At 61.6% G+C, this 22,603-nt stretch carries 16 protein-coding genes and 1 tRNA gene; 6 read left to right on the top strand and 11 right to left on the bottom strand.

The window, feature by feature from the left end; genetic code table 11:
- Positions 1–188 precede the first annotated feature (188 nt).
- The 5 genes from NAV33_RS21530 to NAV33_RS18260 form a co-directional block, all read right to left on the bottom strand.
- Positions 189–365: a helix-turn-helix transcriptional regulator gene (locus NAV33_RS21530; RefSeq protein WP_423836674.1), complete on the bottom strand. Its 177-nt coding sequence runs from the start codon at positions 363–365 to the stop codon at positions 189–191.
- A gap of 281 nt (positions 366–646) precedes the next feature.
- Positions 647–722, bottom strand: a tRNA-Thr gene (locus NAV33_RS18275).
- 75 nt (positions 723–797) lie between these two features.
- Entirely contained in the window at positions 798–2,027 is a 1,230-nt protein-coding gene (locus tag NAV33_RS18270; protein ID WP_255982674.1) for a methyltransferase, read from the bottom strand.
- A gap of 95 nt (positions 2,028–2,122) precedes the next feature.
- Entirely contained in the window at positions 2,123–3,499 is a 1,377-nt protein-coding gene (locus NAV33_RS18265) for a TRAP transporter large permease (RefSeq protein ID WP_255982672.1), read from the bottom strand.
- Positions 3,492–4,037 carry a TRAP transporter small permease subunit gene (locus tag NAV33_RS18260; RefSeq protein ID WP_255982670.1) on the bottom strand — a complete coding sequence of 182 codons (546 nt, stop codon included), beginning with the start codon at positions 4,035–4,037 and terminating at the stop codon, positions 3,492–3,494. Before NAV33_RS18260 ends, NAV33_RS18265 begins: the two co-directional genes overlap by 8 nt.
- 195 nt (positions 4,038–4,232) lie before the next feature.
- On the opposite strand from NAV33_RS18260, the gene NAV33_RS18255 reads away from it, so the two are divergent.
- Positions 4,233–5,333, top strand: coding sequence for a TRAP transporter substrate-binding protein (locus tag NAV33_RS18255; RefSeq protein WP_255982669.1), 1,101 nt, complete (start codon positions 4,233–4,235; stop codon positions 5,331–5,333).
- Positions 5,334–5,395: 62 nt separating this feature from the next.
- On the opposite strand, the gene NAV33_RS18250 is transcribed toward NAV33_RS18255, so the two are convergent.
- The 4 genes from NAV33_RS18250 to NAV33_RS18235 all read right to left on the bottom strand — a co-directional run bounded on the left by NAV33_RS18250 (position 5,396) and on the right by NAV33_RS18235 (position 12,877).
- Entirely contained in the window at positions 5,396–5,821 is a 426-nt protein-coding gene (locus NAV33_RS18250) for an OsmC family protein (RefSeq protein WP_255982667.1), read from the bottom strand.
- Positions 5,822–5,917: 96 nt separating this feature from the next.
- Complete coding sequence (locus NAV33_RS18245; RefSeq protein WP_255982665.1) at positions 5,918–6,226, bottom strand: DUF2388 domain-containing protein; 309 nt, start codon at positions 6,224–6,226, stop codon at positions 5,918–5,920.
- An 84-nt stretch (positions 6,227–6,310) separates the two neighbouring features.
- The gene (locus tag NAV33_RS18240) at positions 6,311–11,011 is read right to left on the bottom strand and encodes a PAS domain S-box protein (RefSeq protein ID WP_255982663.1); all 4,701 of its coding nucleotides are present in this window, start codon (positions 11,009–11,011) and stop codon (positions 6,311–6,313) included.
- Positions 11,012–11,239: 228 nt separating this feature from the next.
- Entirely contained in the window at positions 11,240–12,877 is a 1,638-nt protein-coding gene (locus tag NAV33_RS18235; protein ID WP_255982661.1) for a L,D-transpeptidase family protein, read from the bottom strand.
- A gap of 230 nt (positions 12,878–13,107) precedes the next feature.
- On the opposite strand from NAV33_RS18235, the gene NAV33_RS18230 reads away from it, so the two are divergent.
- Complete coding sequence (locus NAV33_RS18230) at positions 13,108–13,830, top strand: murein L,D-transpeptidase catalytic domain family protein (protein ID WP_255982659.1); 723 nt, start codon at positions 13,108–13,110, stop codon at positions 13,828–13,830.
- A gap of 235 nt (positions 13,831–14,065) precedes the next feature.
- Here the strand turns inward: NAV33_RS18230 and NAV33_RS18225 are convergent, their stop codons facing one another.
- A complete protein-coding gene (locus NAV33_RS18225) occupies positions 14,066–15,850 on the bottom strand; it encodes a GspE/PulE family protein (protein ID WP_255982657.1) in 1,785 nt (594 codons plus the stop codon).
- Positions 15,851–16,344: 494 nt separating this feature from the next.
- Positions 16,345–17,715, bottom strand: coding sequence for an inorganic triphosphatase (locus NAV33_RS18220; RefSeq protein ID WP_255982655.1), 1,371 nt, complete (start codon positions 17,713–17,715; stop codon positions 16,345–16,347).
- 104 nt (positions 17,716–17,819) lie between these two features.
- On the opposite strand from NAV33_RS18220, the gene NAV33_RS18215 reads away from it, so the two are divergent.
- The 4 genes from NAV33_RS18215 to argA all read left to right on the top strand — a co-directional run bounded on the left by NAV33_RS18215 (position 17,820) and on the right by argA (position 22,472).
- Positions 17,820–18,497, top strand: coding sequence for a TIGR00153 family protein (locus tag NAV33_RS18215; protein ID WP_255982653.1), 678 nt, complete (start codon positions 17,820–17,822; stop codon positions 18,495–18,497).
- A gap of 37 nt (positions 18,498–18,534) precedes the next feature.
- Positions 18,535–19,800 carry an inorganic phosphate transporter gene (locus NAV33_RS18210; RefSeq protein ID WP_255982651.1) on the top strand — a complete coding sequence of 422 codons (1,266 nt, stop codon included), beginning with the start codon at positions 18,535–18,537 and terminating at the stop codon, positions 19,798–19,800.
- A 113-nt stretch (positions 19,801–19,913) separates the two neighbouring features.
- Positions 19,914–21,068: an acetylornithine deacetylase gene (gene argE / locus NAV33_RS18205; RefSeq protein ID WP_255982649.1), complete on the top strand. Its 1,155-nt coding sequence runs from the start codon at positions 19,914–19,916 to the stop codon at positions 21,066–21,068.
- A gap of 102 nt (positions 21,069–21,170) precedes the next feature.
- Positions 21,171–22,472 (top strand): amino-acid N-acetyltransferase, encoded by a 1,302-nt coding sequence (argA, locus tag NAV33_RS18200; RefSeq protein ID WP_255982647.1) that lies wholly within the window; start codon positions 21,171–21,173, stop codon positions 22,470–22,472.
- The last annotated feature ends 131 nt before the right edge of the window (positions 22,473–22,603 follow it).

Here is a 22,603-nt window from a genome sequence, read left to right as displayed (position 1 = left end):
GGCGCAGGCGCAGGTTTTGAGTTTGCAAAAGGTTTTGGCTGAGGCCATGCCCACGTCGCGAATCGAGCGTGTCTTCACGGACGTAGTTGGTAACTTTTCCGTGAGGGCGCAGCCGTCCGTACTGATGGCGCAGCAACGTTGCGTTGCTGCGGTCACAGATGGTTTGGGCTAGGTTCGAAGCATGGCGGTTAGCGGATGAGGCCTAGAGCCCGCTCAACCTGCTCGCGGTTCCATAGCATCCTGCGGCCAATTTGGAATGGCGGAGGGAAGCCGGGGGTCTTTCTGCGCATGCGCCATAACGTGGTTGGGCTGCAGTGCAGTAGCTTGCAGATTTCGGCGATGGTCAGGTAGGTAGGTTGTGACATGGCAGGTGCTCCTCGTTGATTTCTGGAAACACTGTGCCAATTCGTGAAATGGTTTTGGGCGTCAATCTGACCAGATTGTTGTCGGTTTAGAATTTAACCGAATCGGAGGACGAATCAGCCTTTGCGGAGCCTGGAAAGCGCGACTCTGGACTGTAGGAGTGCTGTCTAGCTATCTCGCTGGGTTCGTTTCCAAGCGTTGAGCAGCATAGAAGTGTTGAGCAAAGTGTTGAGCAAAAACGAAAAAGGCCCACCTTGCGGTGAGCCTAAGTCGTTGTTTTATATGGTGCCGGCACCAAGAGTCGAACTCGGGACCTACTGATTACAAGTCAGTTGCTCTACCAGCTGAGCTATACCGGCTAAAAGATGGGCGCCATTATAGCCATTGCTCGCGGCGAGTAAACTGTTTGTTGCCAGTTACTTGCAATGACCTCATCAACTCGCGGTGCGAATATCGAGCTCAGCAATCAGTAGCAGATTACGTGGGGTCAACTCTGTCGGGCAGAAGGTGCCCAGACGCACCGCATAACCGTTCTCGGCGAGCAATAGTGCGCGGTCGAGCAGCAGCCAAAGCTCCAGCGGTCGGCGGAACAGGCCGCGCAATAATTCAAGGTTGCGCACTTCGGCGAGGCGCTGCCAGCCACGTCGTTCGAGTTGGGACCATGCCTCGTTCTGCGGCGGGGGAAGACCTTTGAGCGTGGCGAGGTCGCGGCAGTATTGCTCGAAGCTTTTTTTCAGCCAGGTGCTTGGGAGCGAGGGTGTGGGTAGATAGCTATCTTCCCCGCGCAGCGCTCGTTGCAGCAGATCGAAGGCCAGGCGCCAGGCCATCGAATGGTCGCGTTGACGGCGCTCGCGGGCACCGGCGGTGACCGTTTCGCTGAGTGGCAGGCCGAGATCCTCTCGCGACAAGGTAAGCGATGACCGCCGCGCGATGCCGGATAGCGCCTGGTAGTTGCCGTCCTGAATGCGGTTGTAGCAACACGGTGCGACCGCGAGTTGACGGCAGCCTTGCTCGATGCCGAGCCGGAGCAAACGTACATGCAGGTCGCCACACGCGTGCAGGGCAATCGGTGTGTGTGCTGGGCCCAAATGCTGCGCCACCGCATCGCTCATTACATCCTGCTGCCGATGGTTCGCCTCGATCCCTAACCGCTGACTCAAGCGGGCACCCGCCTCGACCAGCCTGACGTCACGCTCCAGACAAGTCAGGGTTCCTCCGAGCGCGGCCAATTGGCGACCCAGATGGCCTTTGCCGGCGCACCAGTCCAGCCAGTGCTGCGGGCGTTCGCTGAAATTGAGCGTCGAGCCGAAAGCCTGGATCTGCGACCATTTGCGCCCGGGTACGTCCACGGCTTGGCGGGCATCGATGCTTGGGTTTCGTAGCGTGGGCAATTGATCTACGCGACCGAGCGCCATCGCTTGTTCGGCCAGTTCCGGGAATGGGGCAGGCGCTGCGAGCTCGGTGGGATGGTTGTGGGCGGCTTCGGCGTCATCCAGCGAACGGCTGCGCAGCCATTGGGCCAGATGCGGGTGGTCCGCTTCCCACGGTAGTTGCATATGGGTGAAGGGTCGCGGCCGCCACAGTGCTTGATGCCGCACAAGAAACGCGTCGAGCTGCCGGAAACGTTCGGCGAGTTGCGAGTAGCTGAAGGAATTGGAGGACATTGAAGATGTTCGATTGGCGACTTCGAACTATATGATCGCGCTGAAACCGCTGGCCGAAAAGCGAGACGCCCGTCGAAACGGGCGTCTGCGTGCTGCTATTTGCCGTAAATCTGTTCTGGCAGCCAGGTGATCAGGCCCGGGAACTGGTAAGCGATCACCAGCAACAGGAGCTGAATCAGGATGAACGGCACCACACCTTTATAAATGGTGCTGGTAGGAACCGACTTCGGTGTGACCCCGCGCAGGTAGAACAGGGCGAAACCGAAGGGCGGCGTAAGGAACGAGGTCTGCAGGTTCAGCGCGATCATCACGCCAAGCCATACCGGGTCCAGCCCCATGGCCAGCAACACCGGGCCGACGATCGGCACCACCACGAAGGTGATCTCGATGAAGTCGAGGATGAAGCCGAGCAGGAAAATCACCAGCATCACCAAGAAGAACGCCCCAAGGACGCCGCCTGGTAGTTGAGCGAAGACGTCTTCGATCAACACTTCGCCACCGAAGCCGCGGAACACCAGCGAGAACAGCGACGCCCCAATCAGGATCAGGAACACCATGGCGCTGATTTCGGTTGTGCCGTAGGCCACGTCGCGCAGTTGGCCGAAGTTCAGCTTGCCCTTGTAGAACGCCAGAACCATTGCACCCAAGGCGCCTAGCGCGGCGGCTTCGGTCGGGGTCGCGTAGCCGGCGAGGATTGAGCCAAGTACGGCGCTGATCAGCAGTAGCGGGGGCACCAGCGCTTTGATCAGCTTGCCCCACTCGATCGGCCCGAGTTCTTCCTGCGGCAGGGCCGGCAGTTTCTTCGGCTGAAAGATCGCCACGCCGATGATGTAGAGAATATACAGGCCGACCAGCAGCAGGCCGGGGAGGAAGGCGCCGACGAAAAGATCACCGACCGATACGGTCTTCGGCGAGAAGATGCCCATTTTCAGCTGCGCCTGCTGATAGGCGCTCGACATCACGTCACCCAGCAGAACCAGCACGATCGAAGGTGGAATGATCTGGCCCAGCGTGCCGGTAGCGGCGAGCGTACCGGTGGAGATTGCCGGGTCGTAGCCGCGGCGCAGCATCGTCGGCAGCGCCAGCAGGCCCATGGTCACCACCGTGGCACCGACGATACCAGTGCTGGCGGCGAGCAGTGCGCCGACCACGCAAACGGAAATCGCCAAGCCGCCGCGCAGGGTGCCGAACAGCCGAGACATGGATTCGAGCAAATCCTCGGCCACCCGGCTTTTTTCCAGCATCACACCCATGAACACGAACAGTGGCACCGCCAGCATCGTCTGGTTGTTCATGATGCCGAACAAACGGTTTGGCAATGCACTCAGGAAGCTGCCGTCAAACGTGCCGGTGAGTATGCCAATACCGGCGAACAGCAGCGAGACGCCACCCAGCGTAAAGGCCACCGGATAGCCGGCCATCAACGCCACGCAGATACCGACGAATAGCAGAATCGCCATCAACTCAGCCATGCTTCACCTCCGGCTCCGGCAGGCGTCCGGTAACGAGGTAGGCAGCCTTGATGATTTCGGAAATGCCTTGCAGCGCCAGAGTGAAAACCAGAACCAGGATGATGCTTTTCTGTACGAAAACGAACTTCAGACCGCCCGTTTCGCTGGAAGCTTCCAGCGTCGCCCAGGAATTGCTGACGTAATCCCAGCTGGCCCAGCCGAGAAACAGGCAGACCGGAAGCAGAAACAGCAGCGTGCCGAGTACTTCGACCAATGCCTGGTAGCGGGCGCTGAAACGCTGGTAGAAGATGTCGACGCGAACATGGCCGTTGCGTTGCAGGACCCAGGCGGCTGTGCCCATGAAGACCAGCGCGTGAGCGTAGAGAACGGCCTCCTGAAGTGCGGTTGCGCCGATGCCGAAGCCATAGCGCAGCACTACCACCAGGGCGGTACCGACGACCAAAAACATGGTTAGCCAGGCGCAGGCCTGACCGAAGCGGGCATTCGCAGCATCGATAAGGTGTGCGACACCTAGCAAGGGAGGGGCGTGTTTCAACATGGCAGATCCTTTATTGTTATGGCCCAGACGGCCCGCGATTCTAGGCGGCTGCACGCTGGCGTCGCAACCGGCAGTACTACGTACGTAGTCTTTGTACGTAGTCACGGTGCTTGAGTGATAGATAGCCATATGATAGCTAGAACTACCTGAATTCGGGGTTCCGGTATTCAGCCATACAACAACAAGGAGTTACTCATGAAACGTCGTCAAATTCTGGCCGCCGCGGGTGTTGGTCTGGCCGCTACCGCATTGGCCGGTTGCAACAAGGAAGCCGAAACCGCTACTAAGTCCGAAGGCAGCGCAAGCGCCGAAAAATTCACCTGGAAGATGGTCACCTCCTGGCCGAAGAACTTCCCAGGTGTGGGCGTCGGCGCTGAGAATTTCGCCAAACTGGTCAATGAGATGAGCGCTGGCCGTCTGACGGTCAAAGTCTATGCTGCTGGCGAGCTGGTACCGGCGTTGGAAGTGTTCGATGCGGTATCCCGTGGCACCGCCGAGATGGGTCACGGCGCGCCGTATTACTGGAAGGGTAAGGTTCCCGCCGCGCAATTCTTCTGTGCGCTGCCGTTCGGCCCCAACGCCCAGGAAATGAACGCCTGGCTGCATTACGGCGGCGGTATGGAACTTTGGGAAGAGGTTTACAAGCCGTACGGCGTTCTGCCGATGGCGTGCGGCGCGACCGGCGTGCAGACTGCTGGCTGGTTCAACAAGGAAATCAACTCAGTCCAGGATTTCCAGGGCCTGAAAATGCGTACCCCGGGTCTTGGCGGTGAAGTGCTGACCAAGATGGGCGGCACCGTGGTCAACATGCCCGCTGGTGAAATCTTCACCGCACTGCAGACCGGTGCCATCGACGCCACCGAGTGGATCGGCCCGTACAACGATCTCGCCCTAGGTCTGCACAAGGCATCGAAGTATTACTACACGCCGGGCTGGCAGGAGCCGAACGTCACGTTCGAGCTGGACGTCAACCTCAAGGCCTGGGAAACCCTGCCGGACGACCTCAAGGCGATCGTTCGTGCCGCTGCCCGCGCCGTCAACGGTGACATGCTCGACGACTACAACGCCAAGAACATGGAAGCGATGGAGCAACTGCGCGAGCAGGGTGTTGAAGTTCGCCGTCTGCCGGACGACGTGCTGGCTCGTTTGAAGGAAGTCGCTGCCGAAGTGGTAGACGCGTCCGCCGCCGCCGATCCGGTCGCGGCCAAGGTCTGGGAGCAGCAGAGCGCCTATCTCAACCGTCTGTACGAATACGCCGAGCTGAACGAGAAAGACATCTACAACATTCGCGGCTGATTCGCGCGAGACGCAACACGAAAGCGCCGCCCAACCGGGCGGCGTTTTTCATTTCTGGGTAATCAGCTTTCCAGGGTCGCGCTCAGGCTGATCTGCGCATTGAGCACTTTGGACACCGGGCAACCTTCCTTCGCCTGATTGGCGATCTGCTGGAACTGGTTGTCGTCTGCGCCTGGAACTTTGGCCTTCAGGGTCAAGGCGATCGCGGTGATGGAAAAGCCCTCGCCATCCTTATCCAGAGTGACTTCCGCGGTGGTGTCGATACGCTCGGCGGTGAGCCCGGCCTGACCGAGCATCATCGACAGCGCCATCGAAAAGCACCCGGCGTGAGCCGCGCCGATCAGCTCTTCGGGGTTAGTCCCAGGCGCGCCTTCGAATCGAGTATTGAAGCCGTAGGGATTGTCCTTCAGCGCGCCACTCTGGGTGCTGATGGTGCCTTTGCCGCTTTTCAAGTCGCCTTGCCAGACGGCGGATGCGGTTTTCTTCATGATTCCTCCGAGTTCTTCGAATGAGCGGCGGTGGTTGGTCGACGCGTGAATGATCGCGGCAGCGCGGCCGCTTGCCGGCCGGCGCTGCTTCGGCGGCTACTGCTGTTCGGCGGCGAGAAGTGCGCTCGCCAGCTCCATGTCGCTGGCTTGGAGCTGCGGCTGCTCGCTGCGCACTTTCAGGAGCATGGCTTCGAGGTAGGGACCCCGGATGGCGCCATCGCTGGCGACGAAGCTACCGGCGTCCTCGCGTGCGGCAGTGACCTGTTTGTCGTCGCGAAAGGTCATGTAGGTCGAAGCGGTGGTCGCTCCCGACGAAAGAATCTGCCGGACAAAGCCGTCGTCCGCCATCACCGTGCCGAAGGGAATGCAACTCAACGCTACGGTTACCAGTATCGTTTTACGCATGGTCGATGCCTCCGCTTGATCGTTTTCTAACTTGATCGTCCATTAGAAGAGTATCGAGCGATCAGCAGAGTTCCTGGCGAGGCGCTATCCGCTGCGCTCGATCAGCTGGCGAACCTTGGATCCAAGCATGTCGATGCTGAAGGGTTTGGCGAGCAGATCCATGCCAGGTGCGAGGAATTCGCCGCGAACCTCAGCGTTCGGTGCATAACCGGAGATGAACAGTACCCTCAGGTCAGGCCGGTGCTGACGGGCGATCTCCGCCAATTGACGGCCGTTGATGCCTGGTAGGCCGATGTCGCTGACTAGCAAATCGATACGCCTGTCGCTCTGCAGAAAGGGCAGCGCGGTGTCGCCGTCCAACGCTTCGAGCACTCGATAGCCGAGCTCCACCAGTACCTCGACTACGAGCATGCGCACCGCGGCTTCATCTTCCACCACCAGCACGGTTTCGTTGGCCTGCGCGCCCTGTGCCGTCACCTCGGTACTTTCGCACTCAACGAGCTGTTCCGGCTGTGCCTGATTGCGCGGTAACAACAAGGTGATCAGCGTGCCCTGGCCGAGCGTACTATCGATGCGCACATGGCCGCCGGTCTGCTTGACGAAGCCATATACCATCGACAGCCCTAGGCCAGTGCCTTGGCCGATGGGTTTGGTGGTGAAGAACGGATCGAAGGCCTTGGCAGCCACTTCCGCCGGCATGCCGGAGCCAGTGTCCGCCACGCTGAGGACGACGTAATCGCCCGGCTCGGGGCTGTCGGGTTGTGAGCCGTTGATCCGCACACAGTCGGTCTGAATGGTCAGCCGGCCGCCGTCGCTCATGGCATCGCGGGCATTGATCACCAGATTGAGCAGGGCGTTTTCCAGTTGATGAGCATCGGTAAAGGCCAACCAGGGTTCCGGTTGCAGGCGAGTCTCGAATTGGATGTGCTCGGCCATGGTACGGCGCAGCATTTCCTCCATCGACTGCACCAGTTGGTTAACGTCCACCGGCTTCGGGTCCAGCGATTGGCGACGGGCGAAGGCCAGCAGGCGGTGGGTCAGGGCTGCGGCGCGGTTGGCCGAGCTGGTGGCGGCATCGACATAGCGGCCGAGATCGTTCACGCGACCGCTGGCGACACGGCGCTGGATCAGATCGAGCGCGCCCAGTACGCCGGTCAGCATGTTGTTGAAATCGTGCGCCAGGCCACCGGTTAGCTGGCCGATGGCTTCCATTTTCTGTGCATGACGCAGGGTTTCCTCGGCACGCTCACGCTCACCCATTTCCAGATGCAGCAGGTGGTTGATTTCCGCCAGCTCGCGTGTGCGCTCGGCGACGCGTCGTTCGAGGTTATCGTTCAGCTCGCGCAGCGCTTCTTCGGCTGCCACCTGAGCGGTGATGTCGGTGTTGGTGCCGAACCAGTGGATGACTTGGCCGAAGTCGTCGCGAATGGGCAGGGCGCGCGAAAGGAACCAGCGGTACTGGCCGTCCTTGCCACGCAGTGGGAAGGTTTCCTCCCAGATCGAGCCAATGGCCACGGCGCGCTTCATCGATGCGCTGACCCGGACGTGATGATCAGGATGATGCACTGACCGCCAGCCCAAAGCGCGCATGGCTTCCAGCGTGGTGCCGGTGTAGTCGTACCAGCGCTTGTTGTACCAGTAGATGCGGCCCGCCGGATCGGCCATCCAGGCGAACTGGCTCATGTTGTCGGCGAGGGTACGGAACTGCTCTTCGCTGGCGCGCAGCGCACGTTCGGCACGCATGCGCTCGTCGGCGGTCCAGGCGCGGTCGGCGACTTCGCGGATGAAGGAGATATCCTCCTCAGCCCATTGCCGCGGGTGGTCCTGCAGCAGGATCAAGGCGGCGCTCAAGCGGCCCTGTTCCTGCAGCGGCACACAGACCAGGCTCTGGATGCGCCGCAGCCGAAGGCTCGAGGCCTGCGCGGCGGTGCGGGTGTCGTGCAGCACGTCTTCGACGACCACCAGCTCGTCGTTTTGCAGGTCGTAGATGAAATCACCGTATTCGGCGAAGCACATGCGCTCGCTGTAGTCGCCCAGCGCGCCATCGCTCCAGTAGCGCTCGACGGTGGCGTATTGGCCGCCGGGATCGATACTCAGGAAGGCCGCTCGGGTCACGTTCAACGTCATCCCTAGCGCACGCACGGCAGCGGTGACGATGGTGATGCTGTCCGGTTGGCCGCGCAGCAGATCGCCCAACTCCATCAGCACCGATTGGCGCTGCTCGGCCTGTTGGCGTTCTCTGATCTGCTCCTCGAGCAGGGCATTCATGCGCAGCAGTTTCAGTGCCGCGTTGCGCTCGGCGGTGATTTCCCGCGCGGTGCCAAGCAGACGGGCCTTGCCGTCGGCATCGAGCAGGCGGCGGCCTCGGTTGGTCAGCCAGCGGAACTGGTCGATGGCCTCGTCATAGACCCGATAGTCGAGATTAAGCTCGCCGCCACCGACGCCTTCGAGGGCGTTGCGGAACGCGTCGAGCAGAGTGCGCCGATCATCTGCGTGCACGCGCGCGAGGAATTCATCGACGGTCAGTTCCGCTTCGTTCGGGGCGACGCCGGCGAGTGCCTTGAGCTGTGCATCCCAATGCAGGGAGTTACGCTCGAAGTCGTATTCCCAGACGCCGATCGAGGCGATTTCGTTGGCCAGGCTTACCCGCTGTTCGGCTTCGAGCAGGGCCTTGCGCGCCCGCGCGCGGTCGGCGGCGGCACGGATGCGTTCGGCCATTTCGCGGACAAGCGAAGTATCCGTCTGGCTCCAGGATCGCGGTCGTTTGCTGCCGAAAAGCAGGAAAGTGCAGTCCGAAGTCTGCTCCAACAGGGGGGCCAACAGCAGGCTTCGATGGCCGAGGTGCTCATGCAGGGCGCCGCAATTATCGCGGCAGCCGGTTTCATCGAGCAGGTCCTCGAAGGGCACGACGAGGCCTTGCGATAGACGCAGGCGCAGGGCCTGCGCGCAACCGCCGAGCGGGTATGGTCTGGTTCGATCGGCTTTCGTTGCTTGAGGCCACTGCTGTTCGATGATGAAGCTATCGTGCTCGTCGAGATGACCACGGGCAATGCACTCGACGCCGATCAGCTCGGCTAGCCGCTCGGCCATCACATCCGTCAATTCGATGCGATCGCCAGCGTCCTGTAAGTGATCGCTGAGTTCGAGCAGATAGCTCTGCTGCGCTTCGCCGCGGGCCCGTTCGCTGATGTCGGTAAAGGTGCAGATTGCACCCTGCAGCACCCCGTCGCGGTACAGCGGTGCGACCCGGTACTCCACCGGCAGACTGCTGCCGTCCTGGCGAAAAAATAGCTCGTATTTGATATGTGCCGGCTCGCCAGTCCTGGCGGTACGCTGAATCGGGCAGTCTTGCTCCGCATAGGGCGAACCGTCCGGATGACTATGGTGGATGACTTGGTGCAGCTGGCGGCCCAGTACCTGATTCTTGCTGGGAAAGCCGAGCAGCCTGACGAACGCCTCATTGCACAGCGTGACAAGGCCGCCGGTATCGATGGAGTAAAAGCCCTCGCTCGCCGAGTCCAACAACCGACGGGTGAACGCCTCGCTCTCGAGCCGCTCGATCTCGGCACGGCGCCGCTCATGTATGTCCTGAGCAACCAGCACCCAGTGCAGCAGCTGCCCGTCGCAGTCGTATACCGGTGCGCCACTGCCCTGGAACCAGCGAGGATCGCCATCGACTCCAAGCAGCGGCACTTCGAAGTTGCCGGGCTTACCGCTTTTCAGTGCACCGCGCCATTGCTGCATCACAGCGTCGCGGTGATCCTGCGCGACCGCTGCCAGCCAGCCCATGCCGGCCGACTCTGCTGCCGACAGACCGGTGAATTCGCACCAGTAGCGATTGCAGAAAATCAGCGAACCGCCGGCGTCGCACTGCCAGATCACCTGGGGGCTTAGATCGACCAAGGCACGGTAGCGCTCTTCGGCCTCGCGAACCGTTGCTCGCTCGTGCAGCCGTTCGGTCAGGTCGCGCAGGATTTTGACGAAGCCCTGACGTTGGCCCTGCTCATTCTTGAGCGGCATCAGCACGCCGCTGGCCCAGAATTGACTGCCATCCTTGCGTCGATGCCAGCGTTCGTCGATCGCCGAGCCGTCTTGGACTGCCGTCTCCATCTCGCCTTCCGGCACGCCTTTGGCGATGTCTTCCTCGGTGAATATCCGGCTGGTATGACGGCCGATGATCTCCTCTTGCCGCCAGCCGAGGATTAGCTCGGCGCCCTGATTCCAGCAACTGATGATGCCTTGGGAATCGGTGGTGAGAATCGCGTAGTCCACCGCGCTGTCGAGGATCTGCCGGTTGCGCTCGTTGTGGTCACGGCTGCGGCGCAGCTCGAGCAACGCCATGACCTGACGGGCCAGCGCCTGCAGGTGCGCCAGCTGCCGCTCCGACAGTTGCCGCGGCTGGTTGTCCATCACACATAGGATGCCGAGCGGAATACCTTCCGGGGTGCGCAGCACCACAGCGGCATAGAAGCCGGACAGACCATCTGCGGACGGCTCGTCGGCGAGATTCTCGATGACCAGCGGTTGCGAGCAGGTGATCGCGCGGGCGCAGAGCGCTTGATTGAGCGAACCGACGATGTCGTCGAAGCCGACGAAGGCCTTGGTCCACTGGCGCTCCTTGTCGATGAATACAATGGCCGCGACGGAGCTGCCACACAGCTCCGTCGCGAGCAGTGCCAGGTCGTCGAAGGCCTGTTCCGACGAGGTATCGCGAATGCGATAACGGGCTAGCGCTGCCAGTCGGTCAGCTTCGTTCCATGTGTTGACACTGTTTTCGGCGTTCACTTCTGCTCGTCTATCCGTGGCGGCAAGAGGGTGGTGTCCCAGGCGGGAGCACCGGCATGTGGCGGGTGCAATTATCTGCAGGCTGTTGTCGTTGCGAAAGATACCTGGGGCGGAACTTGTAGTAAGTAGACCTCGGTCTACGGGCCGTCTGCCAGAGCCGTCGGTCTGGTCGTGAACGGCTGTGGTCCTGGCTGATTTTAGTCCGGTTGGCAGGCCTGCCAGCATCGTTCATCGCAGCGGCTCTTCGAGTAGTTGATGCCGGTCGGCAGCCTGGAGCGCGGCCAGCAGATCGGGGTCGCGGCTGTAGATGTCCGGACGATAGCGCGGCTGACCCGTGCTGTCCGCTTCGGCTGTCCAGTAGGCGAGCAATACCGGCGTCGGCTCGGCCAAACGAAACTCATGGGTCTGGCCTGATTCGAGCAGGCGGGCGAAGCGTTCGCGCTCGCCGTCCGTGAGTAACAGGTCGACCAACTGCATCACCGATTCGACCCGGACACAGCCGGAGCTGAACGCCCGCTGCCAACGGGCGAACAGGCCTTGGCTAGGGGTGTCGTGCAGGTAGATCGAGTAGGGATTGGCGAAGCGAATGACCAGACGACCGAGCGGGTTGTCCGGCCCTGCCGCCTGACGCAGAAGAATGCCGCCGGGGTTGCTCCAGTCGATCTGCGAAGGGTCGAGCAGGTTGCCCTGGTAATCGAGGACCTGCATGTTCTGTTGCGCGAGATAATCCAGGTTCTCGCGGATCTTCGGTAGCTTGTCCTCGCGCTGGATCGTCGGCGGCACTGTCCAGGTTGGGTTGAGCGTAAGCCGGGTGACACTCGACTTGATCGCTGGGGTTTGCCGTGTATCCCGGCCGACCTGGCTTCGCGCCTCCCATTGCGGCCGGTTGTTGCGAAAGTAAATGACACGTCCGCCGGCAATATCCACCAGCAGCGAACGCGCCTCGATATCGCGAGACAACCAGCGAAACCGCTCGAGATTGATCTTCAATTGGTTCAGCCGATCGCTTGGCGTGGCGTTCAGCGCGGCAAGGGTGTCGGCGCCCAGCACCCCGTCGTCCTTCAGTGCATGGCGGCTCTGGAACGCCATGAGCGCATGCTCCATGGATTGGCTATAGAGCGACTCAGGGTCGCCTGCGGGGAGACTGTCGTCACGCAGATAACCATCGCTAACCAGCCGCTGGCGCAGCAGGGGCACTCGCGGATCCAGCATACCGGGACGCAAGGTCTTGCCTGGCGGGATCGGCAGCCACTGCGGCGGGTCTTCGGTACGTAGCCGGAAGTGGGCTTTGCGCAGGTTGTGGTACTGCTCAAGGGAAGGGCGCGCCTTGGCGAAGGCTTGCTCGATGTGTTGCAGCCCGTCGTCAGCGACGTTCAACAACTGCGCGTCCGCCTCCTGCTTGGCCGCTGCGTCGGCGCTGCGCCAGACCGGTTCGAGGCGATCCTGCGGCAGGCGGCCATGGGCCAGGTGTTGTAGCGCCAGAAGATAAGCATGGGTGGCGAGCATGTCGCTGCACTCGCGATGCAGCGGCTCGGTCGTGGCGGTCTGCATCGCCCGACGAATGGCTTCGGGGTGGTAGATCGCCGGGTTCAGGCCGTCATCGACCATCCCGTCGAGCTGGGCGAGCAGTTCGTCGAGCTGCGCGTAAGAGGTCCACAGCGCCTCGAAATGATGCCGGTGGTAGAGCTCGGTCAGCCGTTGCAGAGCGGTTTGGTCGAGATCGGCGAGCGGTTTTCCGCAGGCGCTGGGTAGCATCTCGAGTGCGTTACGGATGGGGCTGTTCTGTTCACTGCTGGGCTCTGCCGCTGCCAGCAAGGGCGCAAACAGCAGGACGCTAAATAGACGAAATGCATGTTTTTTGTACAACGCTTCGCTCCCGGCCATCCCACCGACTGCTAGACTGCGCCGCTGATCCGGCTGCGGCTTCTGGGAAAACCAGGCCCATTCGGGCCCTACAACATGTTCTGTCAGACGTAGTGGGACCGTTTTCGGTCCCGTCTGACCTGTTTCGCTATTGCCTGCTCGGGCCTGGTAGCGAGTATGGGCGTCGGTCGAAAGGGAAGTTCGGCATTGGCGTCGGTGAGGTAGTTCAACACATGATGGTTTCGCTCCGACGCCTCTGCCTTATGGCAGGCCTGCTTTTGTCAGCTCCGCTTCTGGCCGCCAACCTTTCCCCTTCAACCCCTTCGTATCAGCCTCTCGTGGACGATTTGTCCCAGGTGGCGCCAACCTTGAATCTCCAGGTTCTTACCCACGCTGTGGCGGCCATGCAGTGCGCCGTAAACAATGGTGCCAGCCCGGCACAGCGGCTGGCGGTGATCGATTTTTCCCTGCCGTCCTCAAAACGCCGGCTCTGGATCTTTGACCTGCAGCGGGGGCGATTGTTGCTGAAAGATTTCGTCGCGCACGGAATGAAGTCTGGTGGAAACCTCGCTACCCGCTTCTCCAATGTAGTCGGTAGCCATCAATCGAGCATCGGTCTGTTCCGCACCGCCGAAAGCTATAGCGGCAAGCACGGCTACTCGCTGCGCATGGATGGTCTCGAGCCCGGCGTGAACGATCTGGCCCGCGAGCGCGCCATCGTCATCCACCCGGCCGATTACGTGAATCCCGCCTGGATCGCCACCCAGGGCCGCATCGGCCGCAGCCAGGGCTGCCCGGCGGTCCGCCCGGAAGTGGCACGGATGGTGGTCGATAGCCTCAAGGGTGGGCAGTTCATGTTTTCCTGGTATCCGGATCAACAATGGCTGCGGTCATCGGCGTACCTGAATTGCGAGCCATCGCGGGTCGCGGGGATATTGGCAGCGCGGCAGGGGTGACTCAGCGGCGAGGCTGGTAGGGTCGAACTCGTTCGACTTTTGCAAAGCTCGGCCGAATGAATTCGGCCCTACGGTGACGGCAAGACGGCAAGACGGCAAGACGGCGAACGAAGCGCCAGTCTGGCGTAGGGTGGATCACGCTTCATCGATCCACCGGGTGGCGATCCATCGGGGCGGAGTCTTGGTGGATGTAAAAAGCGACATCCACCCTACGATTTGTCCAGCCTCCAGCTGCTTACTTTTGTTCACTCTGCGGTGTCACCCGCAGCACTTCTTCCAAGGTTGTCAGCCCTGCCGCAATTTTCTGCGCGCCGGACAGGCGAAGGCTGTGCATGCCGTCCTTGAACGCCTGGCGGCGCAGGGCGATGAGGTCGGTGTCGGCGGTAATCAGCGGCTTGATCGCATCGTTGAGCAGCATGATCTCGTAAACGCCCGCACGTCCTCGATAGCCGGTATCGCGGCACTCAATACAGCCGACCGCCTGTTGCGCATGGCTCGGCAGCGGCGCGTTCCAGGGCTTGGTCAGAGCTTGCCAGTCATCCGCGTCGAGCTGTATCGGCGCCTTGCAGTGCGGGCATAGCGTACGCACCAGGCGCTGGGCCATGACGCCAAGCAGTGTGGCGCGTAGCAGATAATGCGGCACGCCCAGTTCCAGTAAGCGAGTAATGGCGCTCGGCGCGTCGTTGGTGTGCAGGGTGGACAACACGAGGTGCCCGGTCAGCGCCGCCTGTATCGCCATCTCCGCGGTTTCCAGGTCGCGGATCTCGCCGACCATGATGATGTCCGGGTCCTGGCGCATCAGCGCGCGCACGCCACTGGCGAACGTCAGGTCGATGTTGTGTTGCACCTGCATCTGGTTGAAGGCGCCCTCGATCATCTCGATCGGGTCTTCGATGGTGCAGACGTTCACTTCCGGCGTCGCCAGTTGCTTGAGCGTGGTGTAAAGCGTGGTGGTCTTGCCCGAGCCGGTGGGGCCGGTGACCAGGATGATGCCGTTGGGCTGGCCGGTCATGCTTTGCCAGCGACGCAGATCCTCGGCGGAAAAGCCCAGCTGGTCGAAGCCCTTGAGCAACACGTCCGGGTCGAAGATTCGCATCACCATTTTCTCGCCGAAAGCAGTCGGCAAGGTCGACAGCCGCAGCTCCACTTCGCTGCCATCCGGGGTTTTGGTCTTGACCCGGCCGTCCTGCGGCTTGCGCTTCTCGGCGACATTCATCCGACCCAGGGTCTTCAGCCGGCTGACCACCGCCATCGCCACTTGCGGCGGGAATTGATAGACGTTGTGCAATACGCCATCGATGCGAAAGCGCACCGTACCCTGCTCGCGCCGCGGCTCGATGTGGATGTCGCTGGCGCGCTGGTCGAAGGCGTACTGAAATAGCCAATCGACGATGTTCACCACGTGCGCGTCGTTGGCGTCCGGTTCCTGATCGCTGGCGCCGAGGTTAAGCAGCTGCTCAAAGTTGCCGGTGCCGCTGACCTTCTGGTCGTTGGCCGAGGCACCGCTGACCGACTTGGCCAGCCGGTAGAACTCCACAGTGAAGCGCTGCAGGTCCACCGGATTGACCACCACCCGCTTGATCGGCCGCTTCAGTACGTGAGTGAGGTTCGCTTCCCAGCTTTTTACGAAGGGCTGGCTGCTGGCGATGGTCACCGCCGAGCTGTCCGCTGCTACCGCGAGGATCTTGTGCCGCTGGGCGAACGCATAGGACATTAACGGGGTGACGGCTGCGACGTTGATCTTCAGCGGGTCGATGCGCAAATAGGGCTGCCCGGCCCGCTCGGCGAGCCAAGCGGTAAGCGTCTCCAGGTCGAGCTTCTTGCCCGGGCGCGTCAAGTCATCGAATTGCTGCGCGGCGAGAAACTCCAACGGATGCTGCTGGCTGGCCGCCGTGCTGCGTCGCAAGGTCAGGCACTGCTCGGCTGTCTCCTGGAGCAGGCGCCCCTCGGCGACCAGGTCGCGCAGCAGGTCGTTGAGGTCGAGGAAGCGATCCTGAGCAGCTGAGTTCAATACGGACATGGGCTCTTCGGTCGTGGCTGGAGCGAAGGTCAAGCTTGCCGCGAAACGCGCGTTCTGTCTCTCTAGCAGTTCAGCTTTGCGGATTCGTCGGTGCGTCGCCGATGAATGACGGCGCCTCTGGGAATGCCGTGGGGAAAACAGGGGAAATGCTGCTTTTGGCATCGTCCGTGACCACCGCTCGATGAGTGTCACCGGTGGATCGGTGAAGCGAGATCCACCCTACGTTTACTCTGTTTGTAGGGTGGGCTTCAGCCCACCAGAGTCGCGGCGGGCCTGCAACAGGCAGGCAAGGCTTTGGTCACGGCAGCGTGTGCGAACAGCGGTGGGCTAAAGCCCACCCTACGCTTTGGCCCCCACACAGTTTCGTAGGGTGGGCTTTAGCCCATAAGAGACGGGGGCATAGGCCAGGTGCCGATAAGGGCGCTTTACGATAAGCGGTGGGCTAAAGCGGAACGTCGTCCGGCCCACCCTACGCTTAGCGCCAGTCTCTAGCGCTACGCCTTCTTGAGCAACTGCTTCCAGGGTTTGAGCGTCCACACCGTGCGGGCTTGTTCGATGCGTGCTTCGAGCAGTTCGTCGTTCAGCGGCTGCTGAGCCAAGTCGTAGAGCTTGGCCAACTCTCCATAGAGACGATCGGCTTCCGGCAATTCCAACGTCGTGCGGGCCAGATGCAGCCAGACCAGCAGCCGCTCCATGCGCGGACGCTGCTCCGCCAGGTCCTCCGGTTGCTGCTGGTAGCGTTGCAGCTGCAGTGCCTCGGCTTCTTCGCCCAGATGGCGTGGCAGCCAGTTGCCCAGCTCGGCAGCGCCCTGGCGATTACCGCGGTTGTTACGTTCAGCGGTCCAGCCACGTTGAAGCAGCCACAGCGATGCTGTCAGCGAAAACAGGCCCCAGCGCGGCTCGGCTAGCTCAGCGGCGAACTGCTCGGGCGCCGCCTGGCGCACGCTTTCGTCATCGCGGCCGGCTTCGATTCGCGGGCGCCAAGCCTGAATCAGCGCGTCGAGCTGTTCGCGCAGTTCACGGCTGGTGGCGCGCGGTGCGGCCTGACCGAGGCTGCCGAGCAGGGCCCGGAGTTCGATCAGTTGCTGCAACCATTCCCCGAGCAGCTTCCAACGGCCATTGAAGCGATACTGCTCGGCCAGCCGCTGGCTATTGCCGAGCAGCTGCCAGGCCAGCGCGGCAAAGGCGTCATCCAGTGGCATCATCGCCTCGAGGTGCGGTGCCGGCAGGCTCAGCGAATAGCTGTCGGTGTCGTACAGACGGTAGCCGCGCTCGGCCTTGCTGATATCGCAGGGCATGAGCGCCAGGTCGGCGGCGAGCTCAGCGGCCAGTTCCAGCAGCGCTTCGGGCTCGCCTTGGCGAAGCTCCAGCTCCAGCTCGCAGATTTCCTCGCTCTGCTTGCCGACCACCACTTTGCCCAGGTCCAGTGCCGCTTCGATGACGACCTTGGCCTTGCCGCGGCCCCAGGCGATCTCCGCTTTCTCACGAACGAAATCGGTGGTGAAGATCGGCTTGAGTGTCTTCTTGTCCAACTCGGCAAGACTGGCCGGCCAGCAATCATCGGCGAGTTTTTTCAGATCGAGCTTGGCCTTGTCCAGGTACCAGTCCCACTCGTTGCGCTCGGACAGCCCGGCAACGCTCTGACCGCGGCTTTTCAAGGTCTGGATGAACTGCTCGCCATCGCGGCGCAGACGCAGCGCGACCTTTGCCTGAGCAAGTTCGCGCTCGGGCGTGTCGTAGTACTGGTTGAACAATTCGTGCCGCTGCCAGCCGCTCTTGTTGCGTTTCTTCAGCAGCGGATGGTCACGCAGGGCCGCGAGAGTTTCGCGACTGGCGCGCAGTTTGATTTCGGTTTCTTTCTGCATGGTGCCCAGATGATGCCTATGTTTGAGTGTGACCGTTGTCACGCGGTAGCGGCCCTTTGAGGTCATCCGTATACTTGCCGCCTTCTGAAGCCGGGGTGTTCCCTATGCCAATCAATCCTTTCGTCAGCCTGTTCGGGCGTTCGCCAATCGGTCCGATGCAACAGCATATGGCCAAGTCCCACGAGTGTGCCGCCAATTTGGTACCGCTGTTCCAAGCGATCACGGCAGAAGACTGGGAACGGGTCGAGCAGATCCAGAAAGAGATGGCCCAACTGGAAAACGAGGCCGACAAGCTCAAGAAGAGCGTGCGTCAACACCTGCCGAAAAGCCTGTTTCTACCGGTGCCGCGCTCGGATCTGCTGGAGCTGCTGAGTGTACAGGACAAAATTGCCAACCGCGCCAAGGACATCGCCGGGCTGATGCTGGGTCGCTGTATGACCGTACCGCCGGCCATGCAGCCTGAAATGCTGGCCTTCGTGCAGCGCAGTGTGGATGCCAGTTGCCAGGCGTTGAAGGCGCTCAAGGAACTGGACTCGTTGCTCGAAACCGGCTTTAGCGGCCGCGAAGCCACGTTGGTTGAAAGCATGGTCGAAGAAATTGGCGAAATCGAGCGTGAGACCGACCGCATGCAAATCACGGTGCGCCGCGCGCTGTTCAAGCTGGAAAAGGAATTGCCTCCAGTAGACGTGATGTTCCTCTACAAGATCATCGAATGGATCGGTGACGTAGCTGACCGAGCCGAGCGTGTCGGCAACCGTCTGGAACAACTGCTGGCGCGCTAAGGCGCCAGATCCTTTCTGGGTCCCAAAGGTAATTTTTATGTCTCTTATTTCGGACTACGGCCTCGTACTCCTGATCCTCGCCTGCGCGTTTGGTTTTTTCATGGCCTGGGGCGTCGGCGCCAATGACGTGGCCAATGCCATGGGCACCTCGGTGGGCTCTCGGGCGCTGACCATCAAGCAGGCGATCCTGATCGCCATGATCTTCGAGTTCTGCGGGGCCTATCTGGCCGGCGGCGAGGTGACCGAAACCATCAAGAACGGCATCGTCGACGCGGAAGTCATATCGCCGGATCTGATGGTACTTGGCATGATGTCGGCTCTGCTGGCAGCCGGGACCTGGCTGCTGATCGCCACCACGAAAGGTTGGCCGGTCTCCACTACCCATTCCATCGTCGGCGCGGTAATCGGATTTGCGGCAGTCGGCGTGTCCATGGATGCGGTGCAGTGGGACGCCATCGGCCCGATCGTCGCCAGCTGGGTGGTCACGCCGCTGCTGTCAGGCATTGCTGCTTTTGGCCTGTTCATGAGCGTGCAGAAGCTGATCATCAATACTGATGAGCCTTTCCGCAACGCCAAGCGCTTCGTGCCGCTGTACATGTTTCTCACTGGCTTCATGGTCGCGCTGATGACCGTGACCAAGGGCCTCAAGCACGTCGGTCTTGAGCTGAGCAGCAATCAGGGCATTTTGCTAGCGTTTGGCATAGGCCTGCTGGTCATGCTGGCCGGCATCGCGTTGTTGTCGCGTATCCAGGTCGATACCGAGGCGGACAAGACCTTCCACTACGCCAGTGTGGAAAAAGTTTTCGCGGTTTTGATGGTCTTTACCGCCTGCTCCATGGCTTTCGCTCATGGCGCTAACGACGTGGCTAATGCGGTCGGCCCGTTGGCGGCCGTGGTCGGTGTGATCCAGTCCGGGGGCGCTGCGGAAATCGCGGCCAAATCGGCGGTCCCTGGTTGGGTGCTGTTGCTGGGCGCGGTCGGTATCGTCATCGGCCTGGCCACCTACGGCTACAAAGTCATCGCCACTATCGGCAAGGAAATCACCGAGTTGACGCCCAGCCGCGGCTTCGCTGCTGAGCTGGCCACCGCGACCACTGTTGTCGGCGCCTCGGCCATCGGCTTGCCGGTATCAACCACCCACACACTGGTCGGTGCGGTATTGGGCATCGGTATTGCCCGTGGTATCGGTGCGTTGAATCTTGGTGTGGTCGGCTCGATCTTCATGTCCTGGATCATTACCCTGCCGGCCGGCGCCGTCCTTTCGATCATTTTCTTCACTATTCTTCAGGCGATCTTCGTCTGATCTCCCGACCGGTCTCGGTCCGCCACGGCAGTTTTTACCCGAACGGGCACGCTGCCGTGGCGTGTTTCATGTTTCACTGAGCGCCTTCGTTTCCGTCTTTCAGGAGGCTGTCGGTGCCCATCCCCTCGCTCAAAGGCCAATTTGCCGCGCTTGTGGCCGCACCTTCGGTGAGCTGCACCCAGGCGCATTGGGACCAGACTAACCGCCCCGTGATCGACCTGCTCGCCGGCTGGTTGAGCGATCTCGGTTTCAGCTGCGAAGTCCAGCAAGTCACGCCCGGCAAGTTCAACCTGCTCGCCAGCTATGGCAGCGGACCGGGCGGCCTGGTGCTGGCCGGGCACAGCGACACCGTGCCCTTCGATGCCGAGCTGTGGACTGCTGACCCGCTTCGGCTGCGCGAGGCCGACAATCGCTGGTACGGCCTCGGCAGCTGCGACATGAAGGGTTTCTTCGCGCTGATCATCGAAGCCGTGCTGCCGCTGCTCGATCAGCCGTTCAGACAGCCGCTGCTGATCCTCGCCACCTGCGACGAGGAAAGTTCGATGTCCGGCGCTCGGGCTCTGGCCGATGCCGGAAGGCCGCTGGGGCGCGCGGCGGTAATCGGCGAGCCCACCGGTTTACGGCCGGTTCGCCTGCACAAGGGCATCATGATGGAAGGCATTGAAATTCATGGGCAGAGCGGCCATTCCTCCAATCCCTCTTTCGGCCATAGCGCGCTGGAAGCCATGCATGACGCCATGAGCGAGCTGATTACGCTGCGGCGCGAGTGGCAGGTGCAATACCAAAACCCGCTGTTCGACGTGCCCCAGCCGACCTTGAATCTTGGTTGCATCCATGGTGGCGACAACCCCAACCGAATCTGCGGCCACTGCTCGCTGGAATATGATCTGCGGCCTCTGCCCGGCATGGAGCCGGAACATTTGCGCGACGCCATTTCCCAGCGTTTGCGCCCTGTGGCCGAAAAGCATCAGGTGAAGATCGATCCGGCACCGCTGTTTCCCAGCGTGCCGGCGTTCGATCAGCCGGCGGACGGCGAGCTGGTCAAGCTGGCCGAGCGCCTGACCGGCCATGCCGCCGAGGCAGTGGCCTTTGCCACCGAAGCGCCTTATCTTCAGCAGCTCGGCTGCGAGACGCTGATTCTCGGCCCTGGCGATATCGCCTGTGCCCATCAGCCGGACGAATACCTGGACCTCGACAGAATCGAACCCACCGTGAGGCTGTTGCGCGGAATGATCGAACACTACTGCTTGCAGCCAGGCCGAGGATAGGAGCAGGTTCGGCGGTCTTGGATCGCAACATGAATCTGCTCCCTGCATCCCTCACTCGACCCGGCTTCCGGACTGAAAAAGCGGTTACCTAAGGCTTCTGCAATGCACGATTACGTCACCTGGCTTCGCGACTCATCGCCCTATATCAATGCGCACCGCGACGGTACCTTCGTGGTCATGCTGCCGGGCGATGGCCTGGAGCACCCTAATTTCGCCAACATCGTTCACGACTTGGTACTGCTGCACAGCCTTGGCGTGCGCCTGGTACTGGTGTTCGGCTCGCGCCCACAGATCGAAGCGCGCTTGACCGCTCGCGGCATCGAACCGCGCTTCTACCGCGACCTGCGCATCACCGATTCGGCGACATTGGAATGCGTGATCGATGCCGTTGGCCATATGCGCATCGCCCTCGAAGCACGTCTGTCGATGGATATGGCTGCCTCGCCGATGCAGGGCGCGCGGCTGCGTGTGGCCAGTGGCAATTTCGTCACGGCGCGCCCGATCGGCGTAGTCGATGGTGTGGACTTTCACCATACCGGCGAAGTCCGCCGCGTCGATCGCAAGGGCATCGGACGTCTTCTCGACGAACGCACCATCGTATTGCTTTCGCCGCTGGGCTATTCGCCTACCGGAGAAATCTTCAACATCGCCTGCGAAGACATCGCCACCCGCGCCGCCATCGATCTGCAGGCCGACAAGCTGGTGCTCTACGGCTCCGAGCGCGGTCTGCGCGACGCGAACGGCAAGCTGGTGCGTGAGCTGCGCCTGCAGCAAATTCCGGCGTATATCGACCGTCTCATCGGGACCTATCAAGCCGAGCTGCTCGACGCCGCGGCACAGGCGTGCAAGGGTGGCGTGCGCCGCAGCCACATGATCAGCTATGCCGAAGACGGCTCGCTGCTGAACGAGCTGTTCACCCGCGACGGCGGTGACGGCACATTGGTCACCCAAGAGCAGTTCGAACAGCTGCGCGAGGCGACCATCGAAGACGTCGGCGGCTTGATCGATCTGATCACGCCGCTGGAAGAGCAGGGCATTCTGGTGCGCCGCTCACGTGAGGTGCTGGAGCGCGAGGTGGAGCAGTTCAGCATCGTCGAGCGCGACGGATTGATCATCGCCTGCGCCGCGCTTTATCCGATCGCCGATTCCGACTCCGGTGAGCTGGCCTGTCTGGCAGTCAATCCCGAGTACCGCCATGGTGGCCGCGGCGACGAACTGCTGGAGCGCATCGAAGCGCGGGCGCGCCAGCTGGGGTTGAAAACCCTCTTCGTGCTCACCACGCGCACAGCGCACTGGTTCCGCGAACGTGGTTTCGAGCCCAGTGGGGTCGAGAGATTACCGGCGGCGCGAGCCTCGCTGTACAACTTCCAGCGCAACTCGAAGATCTTCGAGAAGAAGCTGTAAAAAGCATCAGCCTGTAGGGTGGGCTTCAGCCCACCAGGAATCGCTGCCGGCGACAACAGGCCAGGCGAGGCAATGATAGGCGCGTAGAAGCAAGCGGTGGGCTAAAGCCCACCCTACGAGGCTTGCAGCTG

Source organism: Stutzerimonas stutzeri, from assembly GCF_024448715.1.
In the GTDB taxonomy this organism is placed as follows: Bacteria; Pseudomonadota; Gammaproteobacteria; order Pseudomonadales; family Pseudomonadaceae; genus Stutzerimonas; species Stutzerimonas stutzeri_AR.
Note: the sequence above shows the minus strand (reverse complement) of the source record. Positions and strands in the feature narration are given on the sequence as shown.